Annotated in this window: 15 protein-coding genes and 1 pseudogene; 5 read left to right on the top strand and 11 right to left on the bottom strand. The window is 69.1% G+C overall.

What is annotated here, in order from left to right:
• Positions 1–1365: 1365 nt before the first annotated feature.
• The 9 genes and pseudogenes from BJ971_RS39175 to rpmH all read right to left on the bottom strand — a co-directional run.
• Positions 1366–2217: pseudogene (locus tag BJ971_RS39175) on the bottom strand (hypothetical protein); the annotation flags it as partial.
• Between the two features lie 5570 nt (positions 2218–7787).
• Complete coding sequence (locus tag BJ971_RS39170) at positions 7788–8852, bottom strand: ParB/RepB/Spo0J family partition protein (protein ID WP_184998319.1); 1065 nt, start codon at positions 8850–8852, stop codon at positions 7788–7790.
• Positions 8849–10126: a ParA family protein gene (locus tag BJ971_RS42440; protein WP_275411423.1), complete on the bottom strand. Its 1278-nt coding sequence runs from the start codon at positions 10124–10126 to the stop codon at positions 8849–8851. The genes BJ971_RS39170 and BJ971_RS42440 overlap by 4 nt, the downstream gene beginning before the upstream one ends.
• 1419 nt (positions 10127–11545) lie before the next feature.
• Entirely contained in the window at positions 11546–12301 is a 756-nt protein-coding gene (gene rsmG / locus BJ971_RS39160) for a 16S rRNA (guanine(527)-N(7))-methyltransferase RsmG (RefSeq protein ID WP_184998318.1), read from the bottom strand.
• Between the two features lie 390 nt (positions 12302–12691).
• Complete coding sequence (locus tag BJ971_RS39155) at positions 12692–13267, bottom strand: Jag family protein (protein WP_184998317.1); 576 nt, start codon at positions 13265–13267, stop codon at positions 12692–12694.
• 151 nt (positions 13268–13418) lie between these two features.
• Positions 13419–14453 carry a membrane protein insertase YidC gene (gene yidC, locus BJ971_RS39150; RefSeq protein WP_184998316.1) on the bottom strand — a complete coding sequence of 345 codons (1035 nt, stop codon included), beginning with the start codon at positions 14451–14453 and terminating at the stop codon, positions 13419–13421.
• Between the two features lies 1 nt (position 14454).
• Positions 14455–14724, bottom strand: a complete 270-nt coding sequence (gene yidD, locus BJ971_RS39145; protein ID WP_184998315.1) for a membrane protein insertion efficiency factor YidD — start codon at positions 14722–14724, stop codon at positions 14455–14457.
• Positions 14721–15077, bottom strand: coding sequence for a ribonuclease P protein component (gene rnpA, locus BJ971_RS39140; protein WP_184998314.1), 357 nt, complete (start codon positions 15075–15077; stop codon positions 14721–14723). The genes yidD and rnpA overlap by 4 nt, the downstream gene beginning before the upstream one ends.
• Positions 15078–15111: 34 nt before the next feature.
• Positions 15112–15249 carry a 50S ribosomal protein L34 gene (rpmH, locus tag BJ971_RS39135; protein WP_184998313.1) on the bottom strand — a complete coding sequence of 46 codons (138 nt, stop codon included), beginning with the start codon at positions 15247–15249 and terminating at the stop codon, positions 15112–15114.
• 610 nt (positions 15250–15859) lie between these two features.
• Between rpmH and dnaA the strand changes: the two genes are divergently transcribed.
• On the top strand, positions 15860–17779 hold the full coding sequence (dnaA, locus tag BJ971_RS39130) for a chromosomal replication initiator protein DnaA (RefSeq protein WP_184998312.1): 1920 nt from the start codon (positions 15860–15862) through the stop codon (positions 17777–17779).
• 2121 nt (positions 17780–19900) lie between these two features.
• Here dnaA and BJ971_RS39125 read toward each other — a convergent pair.
• On the bottom strand, positions 19901–20293 hold the full coding sequence (locus BJ971_RS39125; RefSeq protein WP_239087790.1) for a TIGR03668 family PPOX class F420-dependent oxidoreductase: 393 nt from the start codon (positions 20291–20293) through the stop codon (positions 19901–19903).
• A 1068-nt stretch (positions 20294–21361) separates the two neighbouring features.
• Here BJ971_RS39125 and dnaN point away from each other — a divergent pair.
• The 4 genes from dnaN to BJ971_RS39105 are packed head-to-tail and all read left to right on the top strand — an operon-like array spanning position 21362 to position 25149.
• Complete coding sequence (dnaN, locus tag BJ971_RS39120) at positions 21362–22495, top strand: DNA polymerase III subunit beta (RefSeq protein ID WP_184998310.1); 1134 nt, start codon at positions 21362–21364, stop codon at positions 22493–22495.
• Between the two features lie 36 nt (positions 22496–22531).
• On the top strand, positions 22532–23404 hold the full coding sequence (gene gnd / locus BJ971_RS39115) for a phosphogluconate dehydrogenase (NAD(+)-dependent, decarboxylating) (RefSeq protein ID WP_184998309.1): 873 nt from the start codon (positions 22532–22534) through the stop codon (positions 23402–23404).
• Between the two features lies 1 nt (position 23405).
• Positions 23406–24533: a DNA replication/repair protein RecF gene (recF, locus tag BJ971_RS39110; RefSeq protein ID WP_184998308.1), complete on the top strand. Its 1128-nt coding sequence runs from the start codon at positions 23406–23408 to the stop codon at positions 24531–24533.
• Positions 24526–25149, top strand: a complete 624-nt coding sequence (locus tag BJ971_RS39105) for a DciA family protein (RefSeq protein WP_377885049.1) — start codon at positions 24526–24528, stop codon at positions 25147–25149. The genes recF and BJ971_RS39105 overlap by 8 nt, the downstream gene beginning before the upstream one ends.
• 3 nt (positions 25150–25152) lie before the next feature.
• Here the strand turns inward: BJ971_RS39105 and BJ971_RS39100 are convergent, their stop codons facing one another.
• Positions 25153–25719 carry a hypothetical protein gene (locus BJ971_RS39100; protein ID WP_184998307.1) on the bottom strand — a complete coding sequence of 189 codons (567 nt, stop codon included), beginning with the start codon at positions 25717–25719 and terminating at the stop codon, positions 25153–25155.
• Positions 25720–26057: the final 338 nt, after the last annotated feature.

Here is a 26057-nt window from a genome sequence, read left to right as displayed (position 1 = left end):
CAGTCCCAGACCGCGGTCCCAGGCCCAGCTACGGGCTATCGGCTACGGGGCACGACTACGGCCCACAGGCACGTTGCTTGGGCAGGCTGGCGCGCGGAGAAAGCCGAGAGGCGCAGTCCCGGACCACGGACTACGGCCACGGCCTCGCGCCACACGGGCTACTGGACACGACTACGGCCAGAGCGCAGGGCAACGGGCACGTTGCCCGGGCAGGGCTGCCGCTCGATCCAGCACCTCTGCCGATCCAGGAGGCGACACAGGCGCCTCTGGATCACTGACGCGCGGAGATGGCCGAGAGGCGCAGTCCCGGACCACGGCCTCGGGCCCCGGGCCTCGGACCACGGTCTCGGGTGGCTCTCGGGCCACGTTTCACAACTTCGGGCCACTGGCTGCAGCCACGTTGGCCGGGCGGGCTGACGCGCGGGGGTTGGCCGAGAGGCGCAGTCCCAGACCGCGGTCCCAGGCCCCAGCTTCGGTCCGTGGTCCCGGGACCACGGACCACGGCCATGGATCACGGTCCGGAACATGGCCATGGGCCCACCGTCCGGCACGCGGCCACGGGCCACCGCCTCAGGCGAACGCCCCGGGCCACCGTGTCGGACCACCGCCCCGGATCACAATCATGGATCGCGGCCTAGGCCACCTTCTAGGAGGCCAATCCACAGCGACGGCTACAGCATCGGGGCCACTGTCCAGGCCATGGTCCCGGGTGTCACGGACCGACTCATGACATCGCGCCGCAGCTCTGGACGGCGCTGGATCGCGGCACATGATCGTTGTCCAGGGCCACAGCTCGGAGGACCACACGACGCCGGTCCCAGCTCAGTGCCGGGTCGCAGTTCCGGATCGCCACCCGATCCCGGCGATCCGGCGCTCGTACTCACGCGCCGCAGAACCGTTCCGACGTGTGGCTTTGAACTCGACTCAGCGAGCCTCTGGTACGACGGTTGCGGCGCCCTGATCGGCCTGCGGACGAGGCTCCTCGCCACCCGCCTCCCGGTCGTCGCCGTCGCGCTCATTGTGGGCCGCTGGACCGCTGGGCCGATACTGCAGCGGAATCGCGCCGGCCCTGACCGCGTCCGGCGCTGCGCCCGCCTCGGTCGCCCCACCCACGGCGGCTGCGACGGCGCGGGGATCCGGGGAGCCATCGCCGTCCGATTCTGACTCGTCCGAGTCAGACACGGCCAGCTCGCCCGCCGTGTCGGAGGAGGCGTCCACGACTCCCGGCTTGGGCGATTCAGCATCCCCAGAACCGATGGCCGCAGGAACCTCCGAGGGGTCGTTGCCCCGCCCGGTCCCGGCATCCGCGGACACCGCTTCGCCAGATCCGGTGTCAGCTGAGTCGGCGTTCACGGGGCTGCTCTGGTCGGCCGGGGCGGTCGGGTCGGCCGGAGCGGCCGGGGCGGCCGTGGCGGCTGCCGTGACGGTGTAGGCGGACAGGTTCCGCGTCTCCGCGTCAACATCGGTCACCCCGCCGCGACTCGGACCTCCGATGCCTGATTCACCGGTAGCCGCGCCGTCAACAGCCGCGTCATCGCTCGGACTGCCGCCGGACTCCGGATCCCCGGCGCCCAGGACACCGGACGTGGAGCCTGCTCTCGGCAGATTGGACTCGGGGTCCGCGGTGCCGCCATCGTGCCAAGCATCGGCAGCGACAGTCGTGTCCGCCTCTGCCGTTGGCTCGTTGCTGAACGTGGATGGCGACTGCCAGTGGATGTGGGGAGGCTCGGCGATCGCGCGCCCGCCGAAGTCCGCGAGCCACGCAGCGACAAGCGCCAGGTTCTCGAGCCACTGCTCCTCCGGGATGACCGGAAGGATGTCGTCCCAGAGCGACAGGAACGTCCCGCGCAGCTGCAACTGCCCGTAGGGCCGCGCCAGGAACCACATGTGCAGGTGCGCCGACCCGTCGCCCCAACGATTCACGTGAACCCGGGCCACGCCGTCGAGCGTCCTGATCGCCCGCTCCAACCGCACGGTCATCACGCCGAGCTCGGCCGCCAAGAGGTTCGGCAGGTCGCCGATGTCCAGGTGTGAGCGGCACTCAAGAATAAGGACCATCGGCAACCCCGTGGGCCGGTCCATGCCGCGAACCCGCCATCGCTCACTAACCCAGATGTACGCGTCGTCGGGAGTGTTGCAAGCGACGCAGTCGCCGGCGTCCTCGCCACTTCGCGGAGGCTCTACGGCGACTGGTTCGGCGAGCGTCTTGACACGCATGTCGCCCTCAAAAGGGAACGAAGGCCAGCGCGTGAAGTCAGGGAGCGAAGCGGTGTTCTCGGGCACGACGCTGACCCTAGCCCAGCCTGCCAGGCACTGTCCCGGGTCAATTTCGAGCGAAGCCGCCGATCCGACCTCAGCCGTTCAGCCAACCCCCGAAACGAAGATCGCCATCACATTCCGTGGGCGCCACAACACAGTGCACGTTATCCACAGGAGTTATCCACAGGCGGCCCAGTTTCACGTGAAACACGACGTAGAACGCGTGCACCCCCTGTGGATACCGCAGTGGAGAACGCCCAGTTCATCGGCGTTGTTTCACGTGAAACACCCAACCCGCGGTTCCACACAGCCTGTACGCACAGCTTGTGGATACTGCTGCCCACCGATCTCAGAACCCGCTCCCGATGCACCCGATGCACACAGCGGCACCGCCAACAACACCCCTCGCCGTCCTCCTTCACTGGCCTCCCAATGCTGTAGCCCCGGGAAGGTCACAGTTGGCGTTTCACGTGAAACTCCTCCATCCGTGAAAGATCCACTCGCCCAGGCCCGCACTCCATCAACCCCCACGCCGCCACTGAGAACCCCCGAGCAACGGGCCGCCTGAAGCGACCCCAACGACCCCACAGACCTCGCCCCTGTCGTAGCTCAAGCGTTCAGTAACGACACGCAAGCCCCCGCGCAGCGACCAAGGCGCTAGATCCGACTCGGCGGGCAGACCAGCCACCACCCAAGGCCGATTCGTCGACCAGCTACGACCGCGGTCACGCCTGGAGTTGAAGTCCCCTCCCCGCATCGCCAGCGGGCCGACAGCGAGAGCTCCTCCAGCGAGCAACCCACCGACCGCGGCCGGGCCCAGCGACTCGGCGGCTCAGCGGCTCAGCGGCTCAGCGGCTCAGCGGCTCAGCGGCTCAGCGGCTCAGCGGCTCAGCGGCTCAGCGGCTCAGCGGCTCAGCGGCTCAGCGGCTCAGCGGCTCAGCGGCTCAGCGGCTCAGCGGCTCAGCGGCTCAGCGGCTCAGCGGCAACGAAGGGGAATGGGCCTTGGATTCGGCCCCTCCGTGGTCGGTCGCCTGGCCCACGTTTCACGTGGAACATCGGTCTCACCCGGCACTAGCGCACCGGGCGGCCGAGAGGCACGGTGCGATTGCGGGACTCGACGAGGCGCCTGCGACTGCGACCGGCGCCCAGGCCCTGGCGCGGGACACCGCGTCCTACGGCCGGCGTCCAGCTGATCCCGGGCCGGACGGAGGCCGTGGCCCGGTCTGGCCTTGATCGCCAAGAACCCGCGCGTAGCCGACCGAGAGCGATAGCGCAGTGCCGTTGGTAGCTGCCGCTCGATCCAGCACTTCTGCCGATCCAGGAGGCGACACAGGCGCCTCTGGATCAGATCGGCCGGACCACTCCACTCAGCCTGACTAGACCGCCCGCTCGGCGCCAGACAACATCCCCGTTTCACGTGAAACGGGGGCTCCGGGCTCCGGGCTCCGGGCTCCGGGCTCCGGGCTCCGGGCTCCGGGCTCCGGGCTCCGGGCTCCGGGCTCCGAGCTCCGAGCTCCGAGCTCCGAGCTCCGAGCTCCGAGCTCCGAGCTCCGAGCTCCGAGCTCCGAGCTCCGAGCTCCGAGCTCCGAGCTCCGAGCTCCGAGCTCCGAGCTCCGAGCTCCGAGCTCCGAGCTCCGAGGGATTGTCGGACGGGTGGCCATGTTTCACGTGGAACGCCCTGCGCCCAAATCTTCCGGCAACACCCAGCGGCCCTAAAGCGAAGGCGAACCCAGCCCGGTGCTCCTGCACCGCACCCAGGTGTTCCGGCTGGGGGCACCGACCGCGCCCGAGACAGCGTTGCCGTCTGGGCGTCCCGGAATAGCGCAGCCTGAGACTTAGGTCGGCCGGTCTTGGTGCGCCCATGCAGTTCGCCAGCAGACCGGCTCCGACCCGAGTCGGGGCCGAATCGAGATCTCGAGTCGACCGAGATTCCCGCCCGGGAGTACCCAGAGGCCGACTGCCACTCAGGCCGGGAACCGGACCTGGTCTGGCCGGATCATGCCGACCCGGAGCCCCGCTGTTAGCCACTCACCCCGCCCATGAATGCCGCTCGCGTCTCGACCGCTGACCGACGCGAGGGACGCCGCAGATTCATCGCTGGCCGCGGCAGGCCACAGGCTCGACCCCTTGCAGGCTAAAGCACCACCGACCACCGTTTCACGTGAAACAGCCAGACCCCGGCACGGCCCAACACCGTTCAATGCCGAGCCAGCATGATCCGCAGCCCGATTGGAACCTCGCTCGCACGCTGCCCCAGCCCCACGGCGATGAAGGGATCGGGAAGGCGCCACGTTCGCCGGAGCGTCGATAGCGAGTTCCGGGGAGGCGAAACGGCGGCGCCGAGACTGGCAGGTCGGGTTGACGTCTGTCGGGCACAGGACTGCCTTCGCAAAACAGGCACAGGTCTTGCCTTCGCTAAAGGGAACATCGCCAGACCACCAGCCGGCGCCGCCGTCTTCGACAGGGAACCGACCCAACCTCGGTGGGTCACCGAACAGGAGCCTTGGTGGGTCACCGAACAGGAAAGATCGGTCCCAGCTCCGGACCCCGTTCCGCCGGCACCACCCGCCAATGCGGACCCCGCCTCCCACGCCCGGAGACTCATCGCCGGCGCCGGGCGACGAGCCCTGCGAGACGGGACACGATCCCGGCGCCGCAGGAATTCGTGAGGAGCACCTGGGCGAGCGACCCCCAATTCGGCCCTGCACCCAGATCGAGATTGATCCTGCGCTCAGGATGCCGTGCGGGAGTCAGCCAGTCAGAGAGCACGCCGGCAGAAGAGCACCCCCGACGTTCCAACCAGATGAATCGTCGTGGCGCCATCCCTATGGCTGGTGGTGGCAGCATCCCCGGCAGGGCACACCATCTCGGGCCCTCGCCGGAGATCCTCGCCGAGGTGCGCGGACGGCCGCCAACAACCCCAACGCCGCGCTTCATGGCCGACACGATGTGTCGTCCGGAAAGGCTGGCCCATCCGGTTTGCCACGGCCACCGAAGCCGCCGGCTGATCTGTGCCTCAACGCACGACCTCCCATGCCTTAGGCGAGAAAGCAGCAGGGAGGTGAGGCCCATCGCCCGAAGCAGTCCCTGAGCCCTGGCGCCCAGGGACTCTGATCACGCAGGACCAGGAGGGCCTAGTTGAACCCCCCACACGTCACGCTCGCGCTGTAAGGCTCCAAGGGCTTCCCGGGCATCGGCGGCACCTCAGCCTTGGCCCAAACGCCGGGCCTCCCGCTCGAGAACCGCCACCAACCCGACCAGCCGCGATCACGGCCCCTGGTTTCACGTGAAACACAGATCTCGGCTCGAGCGAGTAGCCAACTCAAGAACCAAGCCATGAGGCTTGGCGACTCCGACTCCACCTAGCATCCCCACGGTCGCCCCACGAACATCTCGCCGGACCAGGCCCGCGTCTGCCTCCGCATCCGACTCCAGCACCCACGCCCACGCCCACGCCCACGCCCACGCCCACGCCCACGCCCACGGAATCATCAACAGGCAGCGCCATACGCACCGAGTCACCGGCAGGCAAGGAAGAGCCGTGGGCTCCGGGTGCGCACTCCGCAATAGCTCGCACCATTCGGTCGCAACCGCTCGCGCGATCAAGGCCCTTTGGCCTGTGGGTGGATCGAGGCCGCAGCCCAAAATCGAGGTCGACATCACGGCCAATACCCGTGGCCACGAGTAGAGATGGCGGCCCGATCCTCGTTGGCCGGGGTAGGCGGTATATGCCAATGCCTGTGGACGCGGTCGAGATCATGGCCTCGGTATTCGACCGCGGCCGAGATCGACGACTCGGTCGCGGCCCGCGCCCCAGGGTGAGCCCAGGCCAGTGGACATGTTCAAGGTCGACGTCGTGGCTCGTGGCCAAGGTCGAGGACCAGTCGCGGCTCGTGCCCAAGGCCAGGCGCCGAGATCGGGGCCAGGACGAGGACCATAGCCGAGACCGGAGCCGGGACCGAAGCCGAAGGCGGGACTGGTATCGAAGCCGGGACCAAAAGCCCGTAGCCGGGACCGAGGCCGGGATCGGGAGCGGGAGCGGGGGCCGGGACCGGGGAGCGGGCCGGGACCGAGGCTGGGACCGAAGCCGGCCGGGGCCCGCAGTCACAGGGCGGTGGGCACGGTCTAGTTCGACGCTGTGGCTTGTGGTTGAGGTTGTGGTCTTTAGTCGCGGCAGAGGCCGAGGACACGGCCGGCGAAGTGGTTGAGGATGTGGTCAATGCCGTTGCGTCGGACGGGCTCCCCGGGGAGTTCGATTGAGACTCAGGTGGGCTAAGCAGCCGAAGCTTCTAGGGCACGGCGGAGCCGCACTGGATGGGAGTCCGGCTGAGGCGCGCTGGTCCGCGCGGCACCAGCGTTGGGGGGACTCATCAAAGGTCTCCTGGCGTCCGTGCGGGCCTCGTTGGGTTCTCGTCAGATCCTGACGGCAGGAGGGGTGTGACCGCGCATCCTCGCAACTCGGCTCTACCAACGGCATGCGCGTCCTCAGGACAACGTTCTGGTCCGGGCCCGCGCCGGGAGAAGCGATCCTGACAAGCCGGTGCCGAGCTGGCAGACGGCGGGCTGGCAGCTGGCGGGCCATGCCTGGACTCCGGTTGCGCGCCGAGGCCAGGCCGCCCTGGTCGACGGATCGACAACAGATGCAGAGCCGCCAGTGCCATGACCGTAAAGGTTCGCTCGCCGCGATCCGCCTTCGCCAGCAGGTGCTGCCGTGTCGGACAGCAACGGCGCCGAAGCCGGGATCCCTCCAGCTCCACCACCCGCGACCATCGCCTGCCCTGAGTCGCCAGCATCGAACCGACTGGCAGGGGGTCGGCGACGCTCTTGACTGAGACACAACGTAGGTCAGGACTCCGCCGGCGTCCCGCCGTCCAATCCCTCAAGCCGGGCCTGCATGACTGGGGCAAGACGGCCAACAGCTCGTGGGCGATGCGCCGGGCTGCCAGGCCGCTCGATTCGGAAGTGATTCCAACTCGGTCAGCATCGGCGTGATGTCGGGTGCTTGTACCGAGGGCCGGATCCTGAATCCGCACAACTGCTCGAAGCAGCGAAGCGGTGAAACAAGATGGACCCGCTGACGCTGACACCGGCGAAGCCGACGAACGAGACACAGTCGATCGAGACACCATGAGGTACCTACGCGATCCAGCCGGCCATCAAATTTGTGCGCCTACATAGCTACATAGGAGCATAGGTTCATCAAGACATACCGCCCTGAAATGGCGACGGCAGCTCGCGTTTTGGGGGTGAGCTGGGCTCGTCGCGGGTCCAATGGGCAAATCATGATGTTTCGGGCGCGGAGTTTGGGTGGCTAGGAAGATCCGGATGATCCGGAAACCTCAGGAGAATGGCTCTGACAGAACCGATGATCATCCAAAGCCGACCTGACCTCACGTTTCACGACTCCGGCTCGGCCCCCGAATCGGCTCCCAATCAAGATCAACATCGGGATGTGAAGAAGGCACGTGATCCGGCGGATCACGTGCCTTGCATTCCGAGCCTTGGCGCCGGTAGCCAACCCGGCTCAGTCACTCCTCGATCGCGTCGGAGCCTTCCTCTTCGACTCCGATCATGCCGACGATGCGTTCCAGGTCGTCGACCGTCGCGAACTCGATCGTGATCCTGCCCTTGTTGCGGCCGATGTCGACCTTGACGCGGGTGTCGAAGCGATCCGACAACCGGTCGGCCAGATCGTTCAGGGCCGGCGCGTGAACCTTGGGTCGGCGTGTGGGTGCGGACTTCTTCACTGGGCCGTCGGCGATCGCCAGCGACACCAGTTCCTCGGTCGCTCGGACCGACAGGCCCTCGGCCACGATTCGAAGCGCTAGCTTCTCCTGGGTCTCGCCGTCGTCCAGGCCCAGCAGTGCGCGCGCATGCCCGGCCGACAGGATTCCCGCCGCGACGCGGCGCTGCACCGGAGCCGGCAGGTTCAGCAGCCTGATGGTGTTCGAGATCTGCGGACGGCTTCGACCGATCCGGCGCGCCAGTTCCTCGTGCGTCGCGCCGAACTCCTCAAGCAGCTGCTGGTACGCGGCCGCCTCTTCGAGCGGGTTCAGGTTCGCCCGGTGGATGTTCTCCAGCAGCGCGTCGCGGAGCATCGCGTCGTCGCGGGTGTCCCGGACGATTGCGGGGATGGTCTCCTTGCCGACCGCCTGCGCCGCTCGCCAGCGACGCTCACCCATGACCAGTTCGTAGCGGCCGCCGCCGGCGTCGCGTACGACGATTGGCTGTAGGAAGCCGACCTCCTGGATGGAGGTCTTCAGCTCTTCCAGCGCGTCCTCGTCGAAGACGAGGCGCGGCTGCTTTGCGTTCGGCTCGATCGCGGAGACAGGGAGCTCAGCGAAGCGGGCGCCGGGCACCGGCGCCAAGCCGCCGTCGCCGTTGTCGACGGAGGCCGCGGGCGGCGGGGTCTCGGCGGGCGCGATGAACTGGGTGGACGCGGGTGCCGGCTCGGAAGGAGTCGACGGATGCAAGGCAGGGGGTATCGAGGGGGGCGGTTCCTCCGACGTCGCTACCCCGGCACCGGCCGGGGGCGCGGTTGGGATCAGTGCACCCAAGCCGCGGCCGAGGCCGCCCCGTGGACGGTTCTTCATGCAGCGCCTCCCGTGTTGACCCCGCGCATCGCGATCTCCAGAGCGGCCTCGAAGTAGCTCGTGGCGCCCCGCGAACCCGGATCGTAGGTCATCACGGACTGGCCGTAGCTCGGAGCCTCCGACACACGAACGTTCCGCGGAATCACGGCCTCGAGGACCTTCGAGCCGAAGTGGTTCCGGACGTCCTGCTCTACGGCGTCCGCGAGGCGCGTGCGGCGGTCGTACATCGTGAGCAAGATCGTGGAGACGTCGAGCGTTGGGTTGAGGTGTTGCCGTACCAGGTTGATGTTGTTGATTAGTTGGTTCAGGCCCTCGAGCGCGTAGTACTCGCACTGGATCGGGATGAGGACCTCTTGGGCCGCGCAGAGCGCGTTGACCGTCAGCAGGCCGAGTGAGGGCGGGCAGTCGATGAAGACGTAGTCGAACTTCTCGGGGTGTGCCGTGATCGCGCGCTGGAGCCGCGACTCGCGCGCGACGACCGAGACGAGCTCGATCTCGGCACCGGCCAGATCGATCGTGGCGGGTACGCAGAACAGGTTCGGGATCCCCTCGACCGGCTGCGCCACGTCCGCGAGCGGCACGTTGTCGATGAGACAGTCGTAGACATCGGGTACGCCTGCGTGGTGCGGCACGTTCAGACCGGTCGACGCGTTGCCCTGCGGGTCGAGGTCGACCACGAGCACGCGGTTTCCGTGCAGCGCCAACGCCACCGCGAGGTTGACCGTCGTGGTGGTCTTGCCGACGCCACCCTTCTGGTTCGCGACGCAGAACACCCGCGGACGGTCAGGGCGCGGCATCACGATGTCGCCGCTCGGGTTGAGGATCTGCACAGCACGCAACGCTTCCATGGCGAGCGGCGGATCACCCTCGTACCCATCCGGTGTTTCACGTGAAACATGTTCGTTTGCGGACGCGCTGTCGCCGCCGACTGGCTGCGCCACCACCGCAACCGGATGACCCGATCCCGATGAGCCGGCGAGCTGGGCCGAAGGTGACGAGGCGACTGAAATGCCATGACCATCCGGATCCGACGGGCCGGAGCGTGGCGCCGGGGCAGACCGTCGAGGCTCGCCTGTGGTGGCGTCGGACTCGTTCACCGGGGCGCCGTAGACCTGGCCGCCGTTCCCAGCTCGTGGTTGAGGCACGCCCTGCTCCCCACTCTCGAAGCTCACACTCAAGCTCGCGCTTCGATCGGAGTCGGCGTATGGATCTGTTTCACGTGAAACACGATCCCAGCCTGGGGCGCCTTCGGGGCCCCTGCCATAGTCATGCACCGTCTTTTCCCTGCCTGCTTGGATTGGGTCGGCACCGCGAACGTGCGGTCCGGCAGGAAGCGGCGGGGCGCCTGGCTCTCCCACCGTCCGGTCCACACTATCGACGCGCGGCCAGCCTACGGCCGCCGGGCGAACGTCGCCACGATTGTCCGCCTGATGAGTCGATGTCAACAGCCCTTCCGACGTCTCGAAGACCATGAATCCGGACACGTTTCGCAGCCTTCCGGCGTACCCCCGAGGTTTGTTCGTGGGACGGCCCTCGCCGGGCCCGGAAGTGAAGCCTGCGATGGGGGTCGACTCGGTGGGATCTTGAACCCTTCTCTGTCCGGGGGGATCACCGGGAGACCGGCCCGCCACCGGGCCCGGGCCTGGGGGATTGGGCCGTGTGAAGGCCGGACGAACGTGGTCTGGGACCTCGCCCGTCGACGTCGATGTCGACGTCGGACCCGGAGGCGGATTGGACGTCGGACCCGGACGCGGACTGACTGCGCGTGCCGCTTTAGAGGTGGGCAGCGCTCCTTGTCGCGTAGCGGGTACCCCATCACGGTTGTCACCAACCGCGAGCTCGCCGGAATTCTGGGTGTCGTCCGTTGGCGTGGAGGCCAAGTCTGAACGCGTATGGCCGTCCGCTGACTTCGAGGCTCGGTGGGACCGCGAAGAACCACCCGCCGGCTTCAAACCCGGATCCGGACGCAGAGAACCACTCGCCGACTTCAAGCCCCGGCCCGACCGCGAAAGAACATCCGCCGACTCGGAACCCTGGTCCGACCCCGAAGGACCACCCGCTGGCTCCGAACCCCGGTCCGACCCCGAAGAAGCACCCGCTGGCTCCGAACCCCGGTCCGACCCCGAAGAAGCACCCGCTGGCTCCGCACCCCGGTCCAACCGCGAAAGACCACCCGCTGGCTCCGCACCCCGGTCCAACCGCGAAAGACCACCCGCTGGCTCCGCACCGCGGTCCAGCCGCGAAGAACCACCGGCTGGCTCCAAACCCCGGTCCGACCCCGAAAGACCCGCCGACTCCAACCCTCGGTCAGATCGCGGATGGCCATCTGCTGTCTTCGAACCCAGGTCTGACCGCGAATGACCGTCTGCCAGCTTCGGATCCAAGTCTGGCCGTGAATGACCGTCTGCGATCTTCGGACCCCGGTCCGGCCGCGAAAGACCCTCCGGCGGCCTCGGCCCTCGGTCAGATCGCGGATGACCGGGCGCCGCTAGCGAAGGGTCAGTCCTGCCCGCGGGCGCGGAGTCCGCGCCGGGCCGGGTCCGGTCTGCCATGGAAGAGGGAGAGGGGCGATCCGGCGAGCCGTCGGCCTCCGACTCGGGCGGGGGCCACTCCGCCGAAAGGTCCCCCCTCCCGGAGCCTCGACTGGGTCGTGGGAGTTTCCCCGTTCGCTTCCGCACGCCCCGCCTGGCCATCTATCCCCTCCGCGATCTCCTCTTCCCGGAGCCGCGACCGCCGGCGCTGCCGGTGGAGCGGCCCGGGTCGGCCGTCCTTCCGGACGTCCTCGGCCTTGGTTTCACAACGGCACGCTCCCGGACGATCTCGACGACGGTGGTCGGCGGATCGATCAGCCCTTCCCCGCAGAGCCGGACGACCGGATCGGCGCCGCCCAGCCGGGCGATCGCCTCGCGGTGCTCCGCCACCTCCTCCGCGGCCGAGGCGCCCTTCAGCGCCAGGAGCCTGCCACCGACGGCGGCGAGGGGCAGGCACCAACCGGCGAGCCGGTCCAGCGGCGCGACCGCGCGCGCGGTGACGACATCGGCGGCGGGGGGTCCACCAACGAGATCCTCCGCGCGGCCCCGGACGACCGTCACGGTCGCGTCGAGCCCGAGTGCGGTCACCGCCTCGGACAAGAAAGCGGTTCGTCGTGCCAGCGGCTCGACCAAGGTGATCGTGAGATCAGGTCGGGCCACTGCAAGCACGATACCGGGCAAACCGGCACCAGACCCCACGTCGATCACCGAAGCGCCGATAGGGATCATCTCGGACATAACACAGCAGTTGATCAGATGGCGTTCCCACACGCGGGGGGCCTCGCGCGGGCCGATCAGGCCCCGCACCACGCCGTCGGTAACCAGCAACTCCGCATACCGCACGGCAAGCGGAAGCCGATCACCGAAGGCCCGCTCAGCCGCAGCCAAATACTCAACGGGCGGATCAACGGAAGGCACCCCAGACCCGGAACCTGACAACCCGGAACCTGACGACCCAGAACCCGACGACCCAGAACCCGACGACCCAGAACCCGACGACCCAGAACCCGACGGCGACGATCCCAGGGTCGTGGAAGGCCCAGACTCGCTGACTGGCCCGGACGAACCAACAGGACCCGACGATCCGACGGGACCAGCGGAACGCGCAGCACCGGACGAACCAACGGAACCAGCCGAACCAACAGAACCAGACGAACGCACAGGACCATACGAACCAACAGAACCAGCCGAACCAACAGAACCAGACGAACCAACAGAAGCGGTGGAAGGCAGCGGAGACGACGACGGCCCGGGCACGACATCACCCGGGCCGTCGTCACCCGCGCCGAAGCGTGGGTTGGTCATAGCTCAGTCAGCCGGCCGAACCACAATGCGCCGACTCGGCTCAACGCCCTCGGACTCGCTCTGCACGCCCTGGATCGCGTTGACCACGTCATGCACGCACTTGCGCTCGAACGCCGACATCGGCTCCAGCCGAACAGCGTCCCCGTGCTCCTTGACCTTCTCGACCGCATTACGCGCCACCGCGGTCAGTTCCTTCCGGCGCGTCGCCCGGTACCCGCCGATGTCCAGCAGCAGCCGGCTCGGCGAGCCGGTCGCCCGGAAGATCGCAAGACGGGTCAGCTCTTGCAACGCCTCCAGCGTGGCGCCGCGCTGGCCGACGAGCGGCTGAAGCCGGCCGCCGACGACCTCGACCATCGGCCGGCCGGCCGACACGAGCTCGTCGATGTCGCCGTCGTAGTCGAGGATGTCGAGCAGGCCCTCCACGTAGTCGGCAGCGATCTCGCTCTGCCGGAACAGGTCGGAGTCCGTGGTCGTGGACTCCGACTTCTTGGTCTCCTCGGTACCGGCGGACTCCGCGGCGGTGGCGGAAGCGGTCTCCTCGGAGGACTGCTCTGCGCTGGGAGTGCTGGTGTCGGTCACGGTCTCATCTCCGTACTCACTCGGGCCGGACCTGCTCGGTCCGCTGTTTCCCGCATCGGTGCCCGGTGGGCAAGCCGGCGCGGGGAGGTCTTTGTCGCCACGCCGTCAGGGGGCGCATGCGGCCCGGGTCGGAACCCGGGCCGCTGCCGCGTCATCCCTGCGGTTTGTTGGCGGGTCTGGCGCCCTTCTTCGGGTTCACCGGCTTGGCGCCGGGCTTGGGCGCCAGCGCCTTGGTGTCCACCACCGGGCTCTTCGACTCCGGCTCCGCGGCCGGCTTGCGGCCGAACAGGCCGCCGGTGCGGCCGCTCTGGATGGGGCTCTTCGGGCCCTTGGCGCCGGGCTTGGCCGCGGAGCCGCTCGGGCGGGTCGTCGAGCCCGACTTGGAGTTGGCCATCTGCGGCGGCGGGAACTTGCGCAGGACCCACTGCTGCTGCGCCAGGCTGAAGAGGTTGTTCGTGACCCAGTAGATGACCACGCCGATGGGGAACAGCGCGCCGGAGACGAGCAGCGAGAGCGGGATGCCGTACAGCATCAGGCGCTGGATCATCTTCTGCTGCGGGTCCTCGGCCCAGCCGGTCTTGAGGATCATCTGGCGGCTGGTGAGGTACGTGGTCGCCATCATGATCAGAACCAGGATGCCGGCGACGATCTTGACCGTGGTGCCGTTCGCGCCGAGGGCGGCGAGCTCGGCCGGGGAGGAACCGAACTTCGACGGCAGCGGCGCGGTGAACAGCGCCGCGTGGGTGGCGCTGTCGAACTGCTCGACCGTCCAGCCGTACAGGGTCTTCTGGGTGTTGTCCGGGGAGAGCCGGCGCAGGACGTGGAACAGGCCGAGGAAGACCGGGATCTGCAGGAACATCGGGAGGCAGCCCATGAGGGGGTTGGCCTTCTCGACCTTGTACAGCTCCATCATTTCTTTCTGGAGCGTCTCGCGGTCACCCTTGTGCTTCTCCTGCAGCTCCTTCACCTTGGGCTGCAACGCCTGCATCGCCCGCTGGGACTTGATCTGCTTGACGAAGACCGGGAACAGGATGATCCGGAGCGTCACCACCAGGAAGACGATCGCCAGGATCCAGGCCCAGTTGGTGCCGAGCACCGGGGTCGAGGGGATGCCGATGGCCTCCCACAGGCCGTGCCAGCGAAGGAGGATCCACGAAATGGCGTAGTAGATCCAGTCGAGACTCAATTCATGCTCCAGTCACATCAGCAGGACGGTGACGGATCGGGTCAGGCACCGGATCGAACCCGCCAGGGTGGAAGGGGTGGCAGCGCAACAGCCGCCAGATCGCCAGGGCGGTCCCTCGAAGAGCGCCGTGCTTCGCGATGGCCTCCAGGGCGTACGCGCTGCACGAGGGGTAGAACCGACAGCGGGCCGGCAGTGCCGGGCTCAAGTAACGACGGTACGCGACGATGCCCCACGTCAGCACCCGGGCGACCGGTCCGCGTGGCGTGGTCATCGCCGCCGCCGGGGCGACCGTGCCGCCGCGAGGGCGGCGTCCAGATCGGTGCCGAGCCTCTCGAAGGAGGCGGAGGCCGAAGCCGGGAGCGCGCGGACCACCAGCAGGGTGCCGTCCGGCAGATCGGTCAGGCGGGGCCGGACCAGGTGGCGCAGCCGCCGCCGGACCTTGTTGCGGACCACGGCGTTGCCGACGGCCTTGGACACGACGAAGCCGGCGCGCGCCGTGGAGGCTTGCGCCGGCTCATCGAGAAGTAAATGGACGACCACCGTGCCCCGGCCTGCCCGACGACCACCGCGAACCGCTGCGGCGAAGTCGGTGCTACGCCGCAGTCGTTGCGCCGCGGCCAGCACGACTACCCGGGCATCCGGCCTGACCAGCTTCGGCTCAGGCCGACAGCTTGTCGCGGCCCTTGGCGCGACGGGTGGCGAGGATGGCACGACCGGCACGGGTGCGCATGCGCAGCCGGAAACCGTGGGTCTTCGCGCGCCGGCGGTTGTTCGGCTGGTAGGTGCGCTTGCTCACGTCAGAACTCCGTCTTCGTCGGACGACCCGCAGGCGTCCAGGGGGCATCAAAGCTGCAAGACGCCACTTTAGCAGAGGGCGGCGGAGCAACCGCCCGACCCTACGCAGCGCCCCTACCGTGGTCAACCATCACCGGGACGGCACGCCGACAGATCCTCTCCCGGCTGCGCTCCGTCACTGAGGTCGGCCATTCTGCGTACGGAGTGAATCTTTTCGTGCCAGGTCTTACCCGGGGTGGGTACCGGCGGTTGATGCAGGACCGGCCGCGCTGTTAGCGTGCCCGTTTGCTGGTCTTCAGCGCTGTTCGCATACCGCGTCGAGCTGGCCAAAACCGGACGAGGCGGTAAATCGTTCGGCACGGTGAGCCTGTTTTCCCGCGCCAGCACAGGCTCCGGGAAGTCTGCCGACCATCCGGCCGGGGAGCGACCGCCGACAAGTGCACAGGTTGTGGATAACCTGTGGATAGCCGGCGCCGCCGCGCACGTTCAGCAGGTTGAATGTGCTGGGTTGGGGGAAGCCGGTCCGTCGCCCCTACGGGCGACGACAGGCAGGATCGGCGGAAGCCGGACAAGGCCACCGGGGAACCGGCGGCGATGGGGGTGGCGCGGCGGTGGCCGATACGGTCGACCTTGGCGGGGTATGGACCGCTGCGACGGACGAGCTGGCGGACGAGATCGCGTCCGCCCAGCAGCGTGCGTACCTGCGGCTCACCCGCCTGCGCGCCATAGTTGAGGACACCGCGCTGTTGTCGGTGCCCGACACCTATACCCGCGACGTGATCGAGTCCCGGCTGCGGCTGGCCATCACCGAGGCGCTGTCGCGCAGGCTGGGCCGGCCGATCCAGGTCGCCGTGACCGTGCGCCCGCCGGAGGACGGCACGGGTCACCCGGGCACGGTCTACGGCACGCCCCCGCCCGAGCCGGCGACGCAGCTGCCGCCCGCGCACTACGCCGACCAGCAGCCGCCGTCCTACCCGGACCGCTATCCCCAGGCGCCGTCGTTCGGTCATCCGGAGAGCTACCCGCAGACCTTCGACGACCAGTACGAGCAGAACTATGAGTCGGCGGACGGCCCGACCGGTTCGGCGCAGGCGCCGTTCCCGCGCCCGGCCCAGTCGGGCCACCCGCGCGACGGCCAGGACGCGCTGTTCGCAGCGCCGCTGCCGCAGCAGCCCGAGCCGGCCAAGTCACCGGCACCGGAGCAGAAGGACCCGAAGTCCCCGGCGCCGAACCGCGCCGACTCGGAGCCGCAGCGCCGCGAGGCACCCCGGCAGATGCCGCACTTCGCGGACCCGTCGAACGACCAGGGCGGCCGCCGGATGGCCTCCGACCAGGCACAGCTGCGGGACAACCAGCGCCGCCCCGACGACCGCCCGGCCCTGCTCGGCCAGGACCGCCGCGACGACAACGTGCAGATGCGCCACGGCGGCGACAACGGCCCCGGCCGGGCACCGATGGACATGCGCGGCCAGCCGGGCGACCGCCGTCCGGGCGGCAACGACGGCAACCGCCTGAATCCGAAGTACATGTTCGAGACGTTCGTCATCGGCTCCTCGAACCGCTTCGCGCACGCCGCCTCGGTTGCCGTCGCCGAGTCACCGGCGAAGGCCTACAACCCGCTGTTCATCTACGGCAGCTCGGGACTGGGCAAGACACACCTGCTGCACGCCATCGGCCACTACGCGACGACCCTCGGCCACGCCCGCTCGGTCCGCTACGTCTCCACCGAGGAATTCACCAACGACTTCATCAACTCCCTGCGCGACGACAAGACGCAGGCCTTCCAGCGCCGCTACCGCGACGTCGACATCCTGCTGATCGACGACATCCAGTTCCTGGAGAACCGCGAGCGCACGCAGGAGGAGTTCTTCCACACGTTCAACACCCTGCACAACGCCAACAAGCAGATCGTGATCAGCTCGGACCGCTCGCCGCGCCAGCTCGCCACGCTCGAGGACCGGATGCGCACCAGGTTCGAGTGGGGCCTGCTCGCCGACATCCAGCCGCCGGACCTCGAGACCCGCATCGCCATCCTGCAGAAGAAGGCCGCGCAGGAGCGCATGTACGCCCCCGACGACGTCCTGGAGTTCATCGCCTCCCGCGTCTCGAACTCCATCCGCGAACTCGAGGGCGCCCTCATCCGCGTCACCGCCTTCGCCAGCCTGACCCGCTCGTCGGTGCAGCTCTCGCTGGCGGAAGAGGTACTCCGCGACTTCATGCCCGACGGCGCCGGCCCGGAAATCACCGCGGACCAGATCATGGTCTCGACCGCGGACTACTTCGGCGTAAGCCTCGAAGACCTCCGCGGCCACTCCCGCTCCCGCGTCCTGGTCAACGCCCGCCAGGTCGCGATGTATCTCTGCCGCGAACTCACCGAACTCTCACTGCCCCGCATCGGCCAGGCCTTCGGCGGCCGCGACCACACCACCGTCATGCACGCGGACCGCAAGATCCGCCAGCACATGGCCGAGCGCCGCTCCCTCTACAACCAGATCGCGGAACTAACCAACCGCATCAAACAAAACACCTGATCAAACCCCAAATCCTCCAGTACGCCCACCGGCCACCCCAACCGCAACAACCGCGCCGACCACCTCACCGGACCGCCCCGTGGCCGGTCCCTCCCCGACCCACGCCGCCGGGCTGACCCGCCACCACCCAAACCCCGGCGCCACCCAACCCAGCCGAACCCGCACCCGGACACCCGCTCAGCTTCGGCCTGGCCGGAGGGCCGGTTCTACGGCTTCGACCGGCGGCGAGGGCCAGTTGCGCGGTCTGTGCACCACCGGGGCGAAGCGGTAGTACCGGCGGCGGGATCGGCCGCCGCGCCGCAGCCAGTAGGGCCACCACAGACCTCCGCAACGGCCGGCCGCTCAAGCGCCCAAGCCACAAACCCGGCGCGCACCCACGACGAAATCGCGACCGCTCGCACCACCGTCACACTCACCGCGGTAGCAATAGCTGGATCGCCAAGCCAACCGGCACATCGCTATAAATACAGCTGGTGGGCCGCGCTGGTCCGGAGCTGAAGGGCAGGCTCAGCCCGACGGTGACCGCAGCGAGGTCGACGGTCAGGCCAGTGGCGAAGCGACCGATGCCTGGCAACGCGGCCTGCTCGGCGTAACGCGGCCTGCTCGGCGTAACGCGGCCTGCTCGGCGTAACGCGGCCTGCTCGGCGTAACGCGGCCTGCTCGGCGTAACGCGGCCTGCTCGGCGTAACGCGGCCTGCTCGGCTGCGGTGATCCACCCGGCGAGACGTCTCCCGTTCAGTCGGTCATCGTGTCGGCCAGAGCGGACCAGTTCCACAACGGATCGCAGCTCTGGGCAGCGGTCCAGCATCTGCCGGGGCTGCTCGATGTCGCGGTCGACCAGGTTGTCCGGGTGCCGGCAGATCCACCCGTCCACGTGTCGCACCGACCGCAGGCGGGGCGTTACCGCAGGCGGGGCGTTGTCGCCAGGTCGGGTTTGCCGCGGACGCCGGATCGGGTCGCCATCCACCCGACCACCCGCAGACCCATCGCCCGGCGGCGGCACCCTGTTCCTGCTGCTGGTCATGGTCGCGCTGTCGCTGATGATGGCCCGCGCGGTCGCCCGGCCGCTGCGCCGCCTGACCTTCTCCGCCGACCGGATCGCCCGCGCCGCGGAGACCGAGCTCGAGTTTGCCGGGGCTGCGGCCGTTCGACGAACTTACGGACAGCCGGGTAGCTGTCGGTGTGACGCCATGAGCCGTGATCTCGCGACACAGGGTGCTGACCTTGACACGGCATTCACCGATGCCGCGAAGCGATCGGGCTTGAACGGTTCGACCAGGCACGGTCGTGGCCTCTGTCCACCACCGACTCCTGCCAGGTGGCGAGGTGGTCAAATTTCGATACCCGCGCGGTGCGACCAACCATGATGCCCGGCAATCTGCCGGAATCCGACACCGTGCGCCAGCAGCTCGTGGACCAGGGCACGATGGGCGCGGCTGCGTTCGGCCATCCCCCGGTCGGCTCGACGGCCACGCCCGCGCACCTGCCCCCGCACCCCGGGGATGAGCCGGCCGTCCCGCCCCAGCCGGCTCGACCGCCACCGCCCCAGCCGGCTCGACCGCCACCGCCCCAGCCGGCTCGACCGCCACCGCCCCAGCCGGCTCGACGGCCATCGCCTTGGTGGGCGTGGCGGGGTCGGGTCGATCGGTTCGTCGAGGTAGCTCTCATGCCGGTATGCCGGGCGACGGCCTTATCCACAGCGGCGGCTAGGTACTCCCAACACCGGGGCCAGGTACTTCCAACAGCCGGGGGCAGGTATTGCCAAAGGTGGAAGCGGTCGGCGACCTCAACCGCCTTCAGCCGTGCAACGACTCGTCGGCCGACGTCCATCACCTAATCTGCGCCAGAGCCTCGAATCCGCGGAGATAGTCAACCGCCGCTGCGCTACCCACTAGTGCGGCCGATCGACCCCGTCGTCGGTGAGCCGAGCCGGCCGGTCGGCGCCCTCGTCGGTGAGCCGAGCCGGCCGGTCGGCGCCCTGCCGAGCTGTCTTCGGTGCCGTTGGGGCCGCGTTGGTGGATGTCGCCGCGGTCTGGCCGGGTGAGGCGAACTAGTGCCGTGACAACAGGTAAGAGAAGGGGCAAGCGGCGGGCCGGCGCAGCCGCACATCCTGCCTCGCCCTCAGCGCGCAGACCAGGACGACCAGCGGTGCACCTCGATGCGCAGGAACGGCCCGGCCGGCGGCATGGCCGTGTACTGCGGGTACCTGGCCACGAGGGCCGCGCGCCCCTCCGCCGAGTCGGGCAGTACGGCTGCGGTGCCATCGGCGCGGACCCACCACAGTCGGGTCCAGTCGTCGTCGTAGTGGTCGGCGAGCACACTCACCCGCGGCTCGTGTGCGACGTTGGCGAGCCGGCGCAGCCGGCGATGCCGCTTCGGCTTGTCGTCGACCGCGCTGTAGATGACGTCGCCGACCAGGGCGAAGACGATCGGCACCAGGTGCGGCGCGCCGGTGTCGTCGACCGTGGCCAGGTGGGCGACCCGCGCCCCGGCGAACAGCTCGGCGGGCGTCACCGACCGGTGACCTCCGCGATCGCCAGCACCGCGATCGCCAGCACCGCGATCGCCAGCACCGTGATCGGCGGCACCGCGATCGGCGGCACCGTGTTCCGGCCGGTCACGGCCCGCACGATCATCGCCCGGCGTCATCGGATCGGTGAACCAGTGCCTCGACGGGTGACACGTAACGGCTGCTGACCTTCCTGGTCATTGAGCCGCCGTGCCTGAACGGGATCTGCCACCGTCACAGCCTGAAGCCCGTACCGCCGCCCACCCAACAAGGCGGACGGCGTGTCGGGCGGGGTGACGAGAGCGGGCCGGGTGACGTGAGGCGAGTGCTTCACGGGCCATCTCGGACGGAGGTTGTCGTCCCTACAGGATCGTCGGCCGGCCACAAGCGGTCCCCGATCGCGGGGTTTTCCCCAACTCGTTCGTGTCAACGTCGGGACGGCACCGGATCGTGCCAACGTTATCCACAGAAGTTCACAGGCGTTCACAGGTAGTTATCCCCAGCGGTGGACAACCCTCGCCGCCGTTCCCCACAGATGTGGATGAGCCCTGGGGAAATCGATGTGGACAGACACGCACCGTCACCAGACTCCACACAGGCTGTGGACGCGTGTGGATTTCCTGTTGAAGGTTCTGGGGACGACGAGCCGGTAGCGTTCCGGCGTTATCCCCAGGGCTGGGCACAAACCCCGTGGATAACCGGTGGATAGCCGGTGGACAACGGTGGACAACTGCCGTCGGGTCGACGACTGTGGACGCAGCCCGGGGTTTGTACCCTGGTTTTCCACCTGTGAATCACCGGTGGATAACCTGCTGGCCTGCGCAAACAAGAGTTCTCCACACTTTGCACAGGACCGATGAAGACGACTAGATATTTCTCTGAGACAACAAAAAGCAATCATCAGCGTTGGGGAAGGTGTGGATGAGCGGCTTGCCGCCTCGAAGCACCACTGGCTCACTTCGCAGCACCGGGGCCGGGCGCACACAGCACCGACCCGAGCCATAGAGTTCAGTAGGCGCCACCAGCACATCCGAAGTTGGTTCGTCGAGGAAGAGTGACGCGGAGGGCATGGCATGAAGTTCCGGGTGGAGCGAGACGCACTCGCCGACGCCGTGGCGTGGACGGCGAAGAGTTTGCCGAGCCGCCCGTCGGTACCGGTGCTCGCCGGCGTCATGCTGCGGGTGACCGACGGCAGGCTGCACGTGTCTGGCTTCGACTACGAGGTCTCCAGTCAGGTGAGTGTGGAGGTGCAGGCCGACGCCGACGGCGCCGCCCTGGTCTCGGGCCGCCTGCTCGCGGAGATCACCAAGGCACTACCGAACAAGCCGGTCGACATCGCGGCCGTCGGTGCGCATCTCGAACTGGTCTGCGGCAGCGCGCGCTTCACCCTGCCGACGATGCCGGTCGAGGACTACCCGACCCTGCCGGACATGCCGTCCAGCGCCGGGACGGTCAACGCGCAGGTGTTCGCCGCCGCCGTTCAGCAGGTGGCCATCGCCGCGGGCCGGGACGAGACGCTGCCGATGATGACCGGCGTCCGGATCGAGCTGAACGGCACCTCGATGGCGATGCTCGCCACCGACCGTTACCGCCTCGCGATGCGCGAGCTCGAGTGGAGCCCGGACGACCCGGAGATCAGCCTCAACGCGCTGGTGCCGGCGAAGACGCTGAACGACACCGCCAAGACGATGGGCCCGCTCGGTGGCGAAGTCACCCTCGCGCTGGCACAGGGCAACGCCGGCGAGGGAATGATCGGGTTCGCCGGCGGCACCCGGCGCACGACGAGCCGCCTGCTCGACGGCGCGAACTACCCGCCGGTGCGCTCGCTGTTCCCGACGAACCACAACGCCGAGGCGCGGCTGAGCGTCTCCGCGCTCGTCGAGGTCGTCCGCCGCGTCGCCCTGGTCGCCGAGCGCACCACCCCCGTCCTGCTCAGCTTCGGCGAGGACGGTCTGGTGGTCGAGGCCGGCGGCACGGAGGAGGCGCGGGCCAGCGAGGCCATGGAGGCGACCTTCACCGGCGAGCCGCTCACGATCGGCTTCAACCCGCAGTACCTGATCGACGGGTTGCAGAACCTCGGCGCGCAGACCGCCGTGTTCTCGTTCGTCGACGCCTTCAAGCCGGCTGTGATCTCCCCCGCAGCGGAAGACGGCGAAATCGTGCCGGGATACCGCTATCTGATCATGCCTATCCGGGTAACGCGCTGATACTGGGCTGACAGAGCCAACACCTAGGGGGACACCATGCAGCTCGGCCTCATCGGTCTCGGCCGGATGGGCGGCAACATGCGCGAGCGGATCCGTTCCGCCGGGCACGAGGTCGTCGGCTACGACCGCAACCCCGACGTCTCCGACGTCGCCAGCGTCGCCGAGCTGGTCGGGAAGCTCGCGGCGCCGCGGGTGATCTGGACCATGGTCCCCGCGGGCGAGATCACCGAGAGCACGATCGACCAGCTCGCCGACCTGCTCTCGCCCGGCGACATGATCATCGACGGCGGCAACTCGAAGTTCACCGACGACCAGCCGCGCGCCGCCCGGCTGGCGCCCAAGGGCATCGGCTACCTGGACTGCGGCGTCTCCGGCGGCATCTGGGGTAACCAGAACGGCTACGCGCTGATGGTCGGCGGAGCCGCCGAGCACGTGGCGCACTGCATGCCGATCTTCGAGGCGCTCAAGCCGGCCGGGCCCTACGGCTTCGTGCACGCCGGCCCGGTCGGTGCGGGCCACTACACCAAGATGGTCCACAACGGCATCGAGTACGGCATGATGCAGGCCCTGGCCGAGGGCTGGGAGCTGCTCGAAGCCTCGGAGTACGTCGACAACGTGCCCGGCGCGATCAAGAGCTGGCGTGAGGGCAGCGTCGTGAAGTCCTGGCTGCTGGACCTGCTCGACCGCGCCCTGGACGGCGACCCGGAGCTGGCCAAGCTGAAGGGCTACGCCGAGGACACCGGCGAGGGCCGCTGGACGGTCGACGAGGCGGTCCGGCTGGCCGTCCCGGTGCACGTCATCGCGGCCTCGCTCTTCGCCCGCTTCGAATCGCGACAGATCGACTCTCCCGCCATGAAGGCGGTGGCCGCGCTGCGCCAGCAGTTCGGTGGCCACGCCGTCGTCGGCTGAGATGTACGTACGCCGGGTCGAACTGACCGATTTCCGTTCGTACGAGCGGGTGGCGGTCGACTTCGATCCCGGCACCGCCGTGCTGGTCGGGCAGAACGGCATGGGCAAGACCAACCTGGTCGAGGCGCTCGGTTACGTGGCCACTCTGGATAGTCACCGGGTGGCCACGGACGCGCCGCTGGTCCGGGCCGGCGCGAGCTCGGCGGTGATCCGCTGCGAGATCGTCCACGATGGCCGTGAGCTGCTGGTCGAGCTGGAGATCGTGCCGGGCCGGGCGAACCGGGCCCGGCTGAACAGGTCACCGGTGCGCCGCTCCCGCGAGGTCCTCGGCGCGCTGCGCATGGTGCTGTTCGCGCCGGAGGACCTAGAGCTGGTCCGCGGCGATCCCGGCGAGCGCCGTCGCTACCTCGACGACCTGCTCGTCGCCCGGCTGCCCCGGTTCGCCGGTGTGCGCGCCGACTACGACCGGGTCGTCAAACAGCGCAACGCCCTGCTCCGCACGGCGTACCTGACGCGCAAGGTCGGCGGTTCCCGCGGGCAGGATCTTTCGACGCTCGCGGTCTGGGACCAGCACCTGGCGCAGCACGGCGCCGAACTGCTCGCCGGCCGGCTCGACCTGGTCGCGGCCCTCGGGCCGCACCTGACCAAGGCCTACGACGCGGTGGCGGCCGGCCGGTCGGCGGCCTCGATCGCGTACGCGTCGCGGCTCGGCGAGTCGCTCGTCGCCGATCGCCGGCAGCTCGAACAGGACCTGCTGGCATCGCTGGCCGAGCGCCGCCAGAACGAGATCGAGCGCGGGGTCACCCTGGTCGGCCCGCACCGCGACGACCTCTCGCTCACGCTGGGCGAGCTGCCCGCCAAGGGGTACGCGAGCCACGGCGAGTCCTGGTCGTTCGCGCTGGCCCTGCGGCTGGCGGCGTACGACCTGTTGCGGGCCGACGGCATCGAGCCGGTGCTGGTGCTCGACGACGTCTTCGCCGAGCTCGACTCCGGCCGCCGGGAGCGGCTGGCCACCCTGGTCTCGGACGCGACGCAGTTGCTCGTCACCTGCGCCGTGCCGGAGGATGTGCCCGCGGCCCTGCGAGGGGCACGCTACGACGTCGGAGCAGGGACGGTGACCCGTGGCTGAGCCACCCGCGGAGAAGTCGCCGAAGGCCGCCAGGGGCGGGCCCGCGCGCAAGGCGGGCTTGCCATCCCCACCGCCGGCGGTCGCGGCCACGGCCGAGACCACCGACGCGGCCGCGTCGGGCGGCCCCGAGCTTGCTCGTGCCGTACTGGATGCGGCCCTTGCCAAGCGCCGTGCCGCGCAGCAGGCACCGCGCCGCCGCACCGGGGCCGGCGAGGGGTCCGGCCGGCGGCTGCGCGGCTACTCCGGTCCCGGACCCGATCCCCGCGACCCGCAGTTGTTCGGCGTGATGCTCGAACGGATCATGAAGCAGCGCGGCTGGCAGAAGCCGGCCGCCGAGGCGACGGTCTTCGGCGCCTGGGAGAAGGTCGTCGGGCCGGACGTCGCGCAGCACAGCCGCCCGATGAAGCTCGACGCCGGCGTGCTGACCGTCGAGGCCGAGTCGACGGCCTGGGCCACGCAGCTGCGGCTGCTCGCCGGCAACCTGCTCAAGCGGATCGCCGCCGAGGTCGGCCACAACGTGGTCACCAAGCTCAACATCCACGGCCCGGCGGCGCCCTCATGGAACAAGGGCCCGCGCCGGGTGCAGGGCCGCGGCCCGCGCGACACGTACGGGTAAGGCTCAGTAGTCGGCGAAGACCGCGAAGCCGCGCTCGGCGCAGCGCCGGTAGAAACCCCCCAAGATCGCCAATTCGGTACGCGCGAAGCTCCAGTGCGGTGCGTTGCCGGATTCGTCGCGCAGCGCCGCGAGCCGATGGTCCAGCCACCGCAGCTGCTGCTCGGCCAGGCGCCCGGCCGCGACGGCGGCCCGCATCACGCTCGCCACGCTGTCGAAGGTGACCAGGTCGCCGTGCTCCTGGTGGCCCTCGACGAAGCGCTCCAGCCCGCCGGCGATCCACGCGCAGCCGTCCGGGTCGATGACCGGGTCCTCGTCCTCGGCCGCCGCGTCGGTGGCGTAGAGGACACCCTCCAGCCCGAGCAGCAGATCCACCAGTTCGGTGTACGCGGTCGCCCGTACGGTGCCGGTTTTGGCGATGTGCAGGGCCAGGGCTCCGGTGGGCGCGGCGATGTCCGGCGCGTCGGCGACGGCGCCGAAGTCGACGAACTCGGCGGGGGCCACCGGGTCGTAGAACCGGTTCGTCCGTGGCCAATGCACGGCGACGTTGTCCAGCCCCTTGTCCAGCGCCATGGGGGCCCACCTCTCCTCGACTGCCGGCTGCGGACCCTCATGGCCGTGTTGCGGCCCGCGCGGGCGAGGTTACGACACTGCCGCCTGCCGCCGTCAGGCAGTGTCGCAGCGCGTGGCCCGGCTGCTCGCGGCCGCGCGCCGGAGCCCGACGCCGAACGGTTCGCCGTTGCGGGGCGCCCGCATTCCGTGTAGGGGGACTCGTGGGAGCGCCCTTCAGTCGCGCTACGGCAATCTGAGGTACCCGGAAGAGGGTGCCGGACCCTCTATATCTCGCTCGGACGGAGTAGAATCGGCAGCGACCGGGAAAGTCTCTCTCGTGGCGCTACAACGTCACGCTA

The sequence above is a fragment of the Amorphoplanes digitatis genome, from assembly GCF_014205335.1.
Lineage (GTDB): Bacteria > Actinomycetota > Actinomycetes > Mycobacteriales > Micromonosporaceae > Actinoplanes > Actinoplanes digitatus.
The sequence above is the reverse complement of the archived record's forward strand: the minus strand, read 5'-3'. Positions and strand labels throughout refer to the sequence as shown.

Coding starts and splice junctions, on each gene's coding strand:
- BJ971_RS39170 (WP_184998319.1), bottom strand. CDS start 8,852: ATGAAGAACCGTCCACGGGGCGGCCTCGGCCGCGGCTTGGGTGCACTG.
- yidD (WP_184998315.1), bottom strand. CDS start 14,724: ATGACCACGCCACGCGGACCGGTCGCCCGGGTGCTGACGTGGGGCATC.
- dnaN (WP_184998310.1), top strand. CDS start 21,362: ATGAAGTTCCGGGTGGAGCGAGACGCACTCGCCGACGCCGTGGCGTGG.
- gnd (WP_184998309.1), top strand. CDS start 22,532: ATGCAGCTCGGCCTCATCGGTCTCGGCCGGATGGGCGGCAACATGCGC.
- recF (WP_184998308.1), top strand. CDS start 23,406: ATGTACGTACGCCGGGTCGAACTGACCGATTTCCGTTCGTACGAGCGG.
- BJ971_RS39100 (WP_184998307.1), bottom strand. CDS start 25,719: ATGGCGCTGGACAAGGGGCTGGACAACGTCGCCGTGCATTGGCCACGG.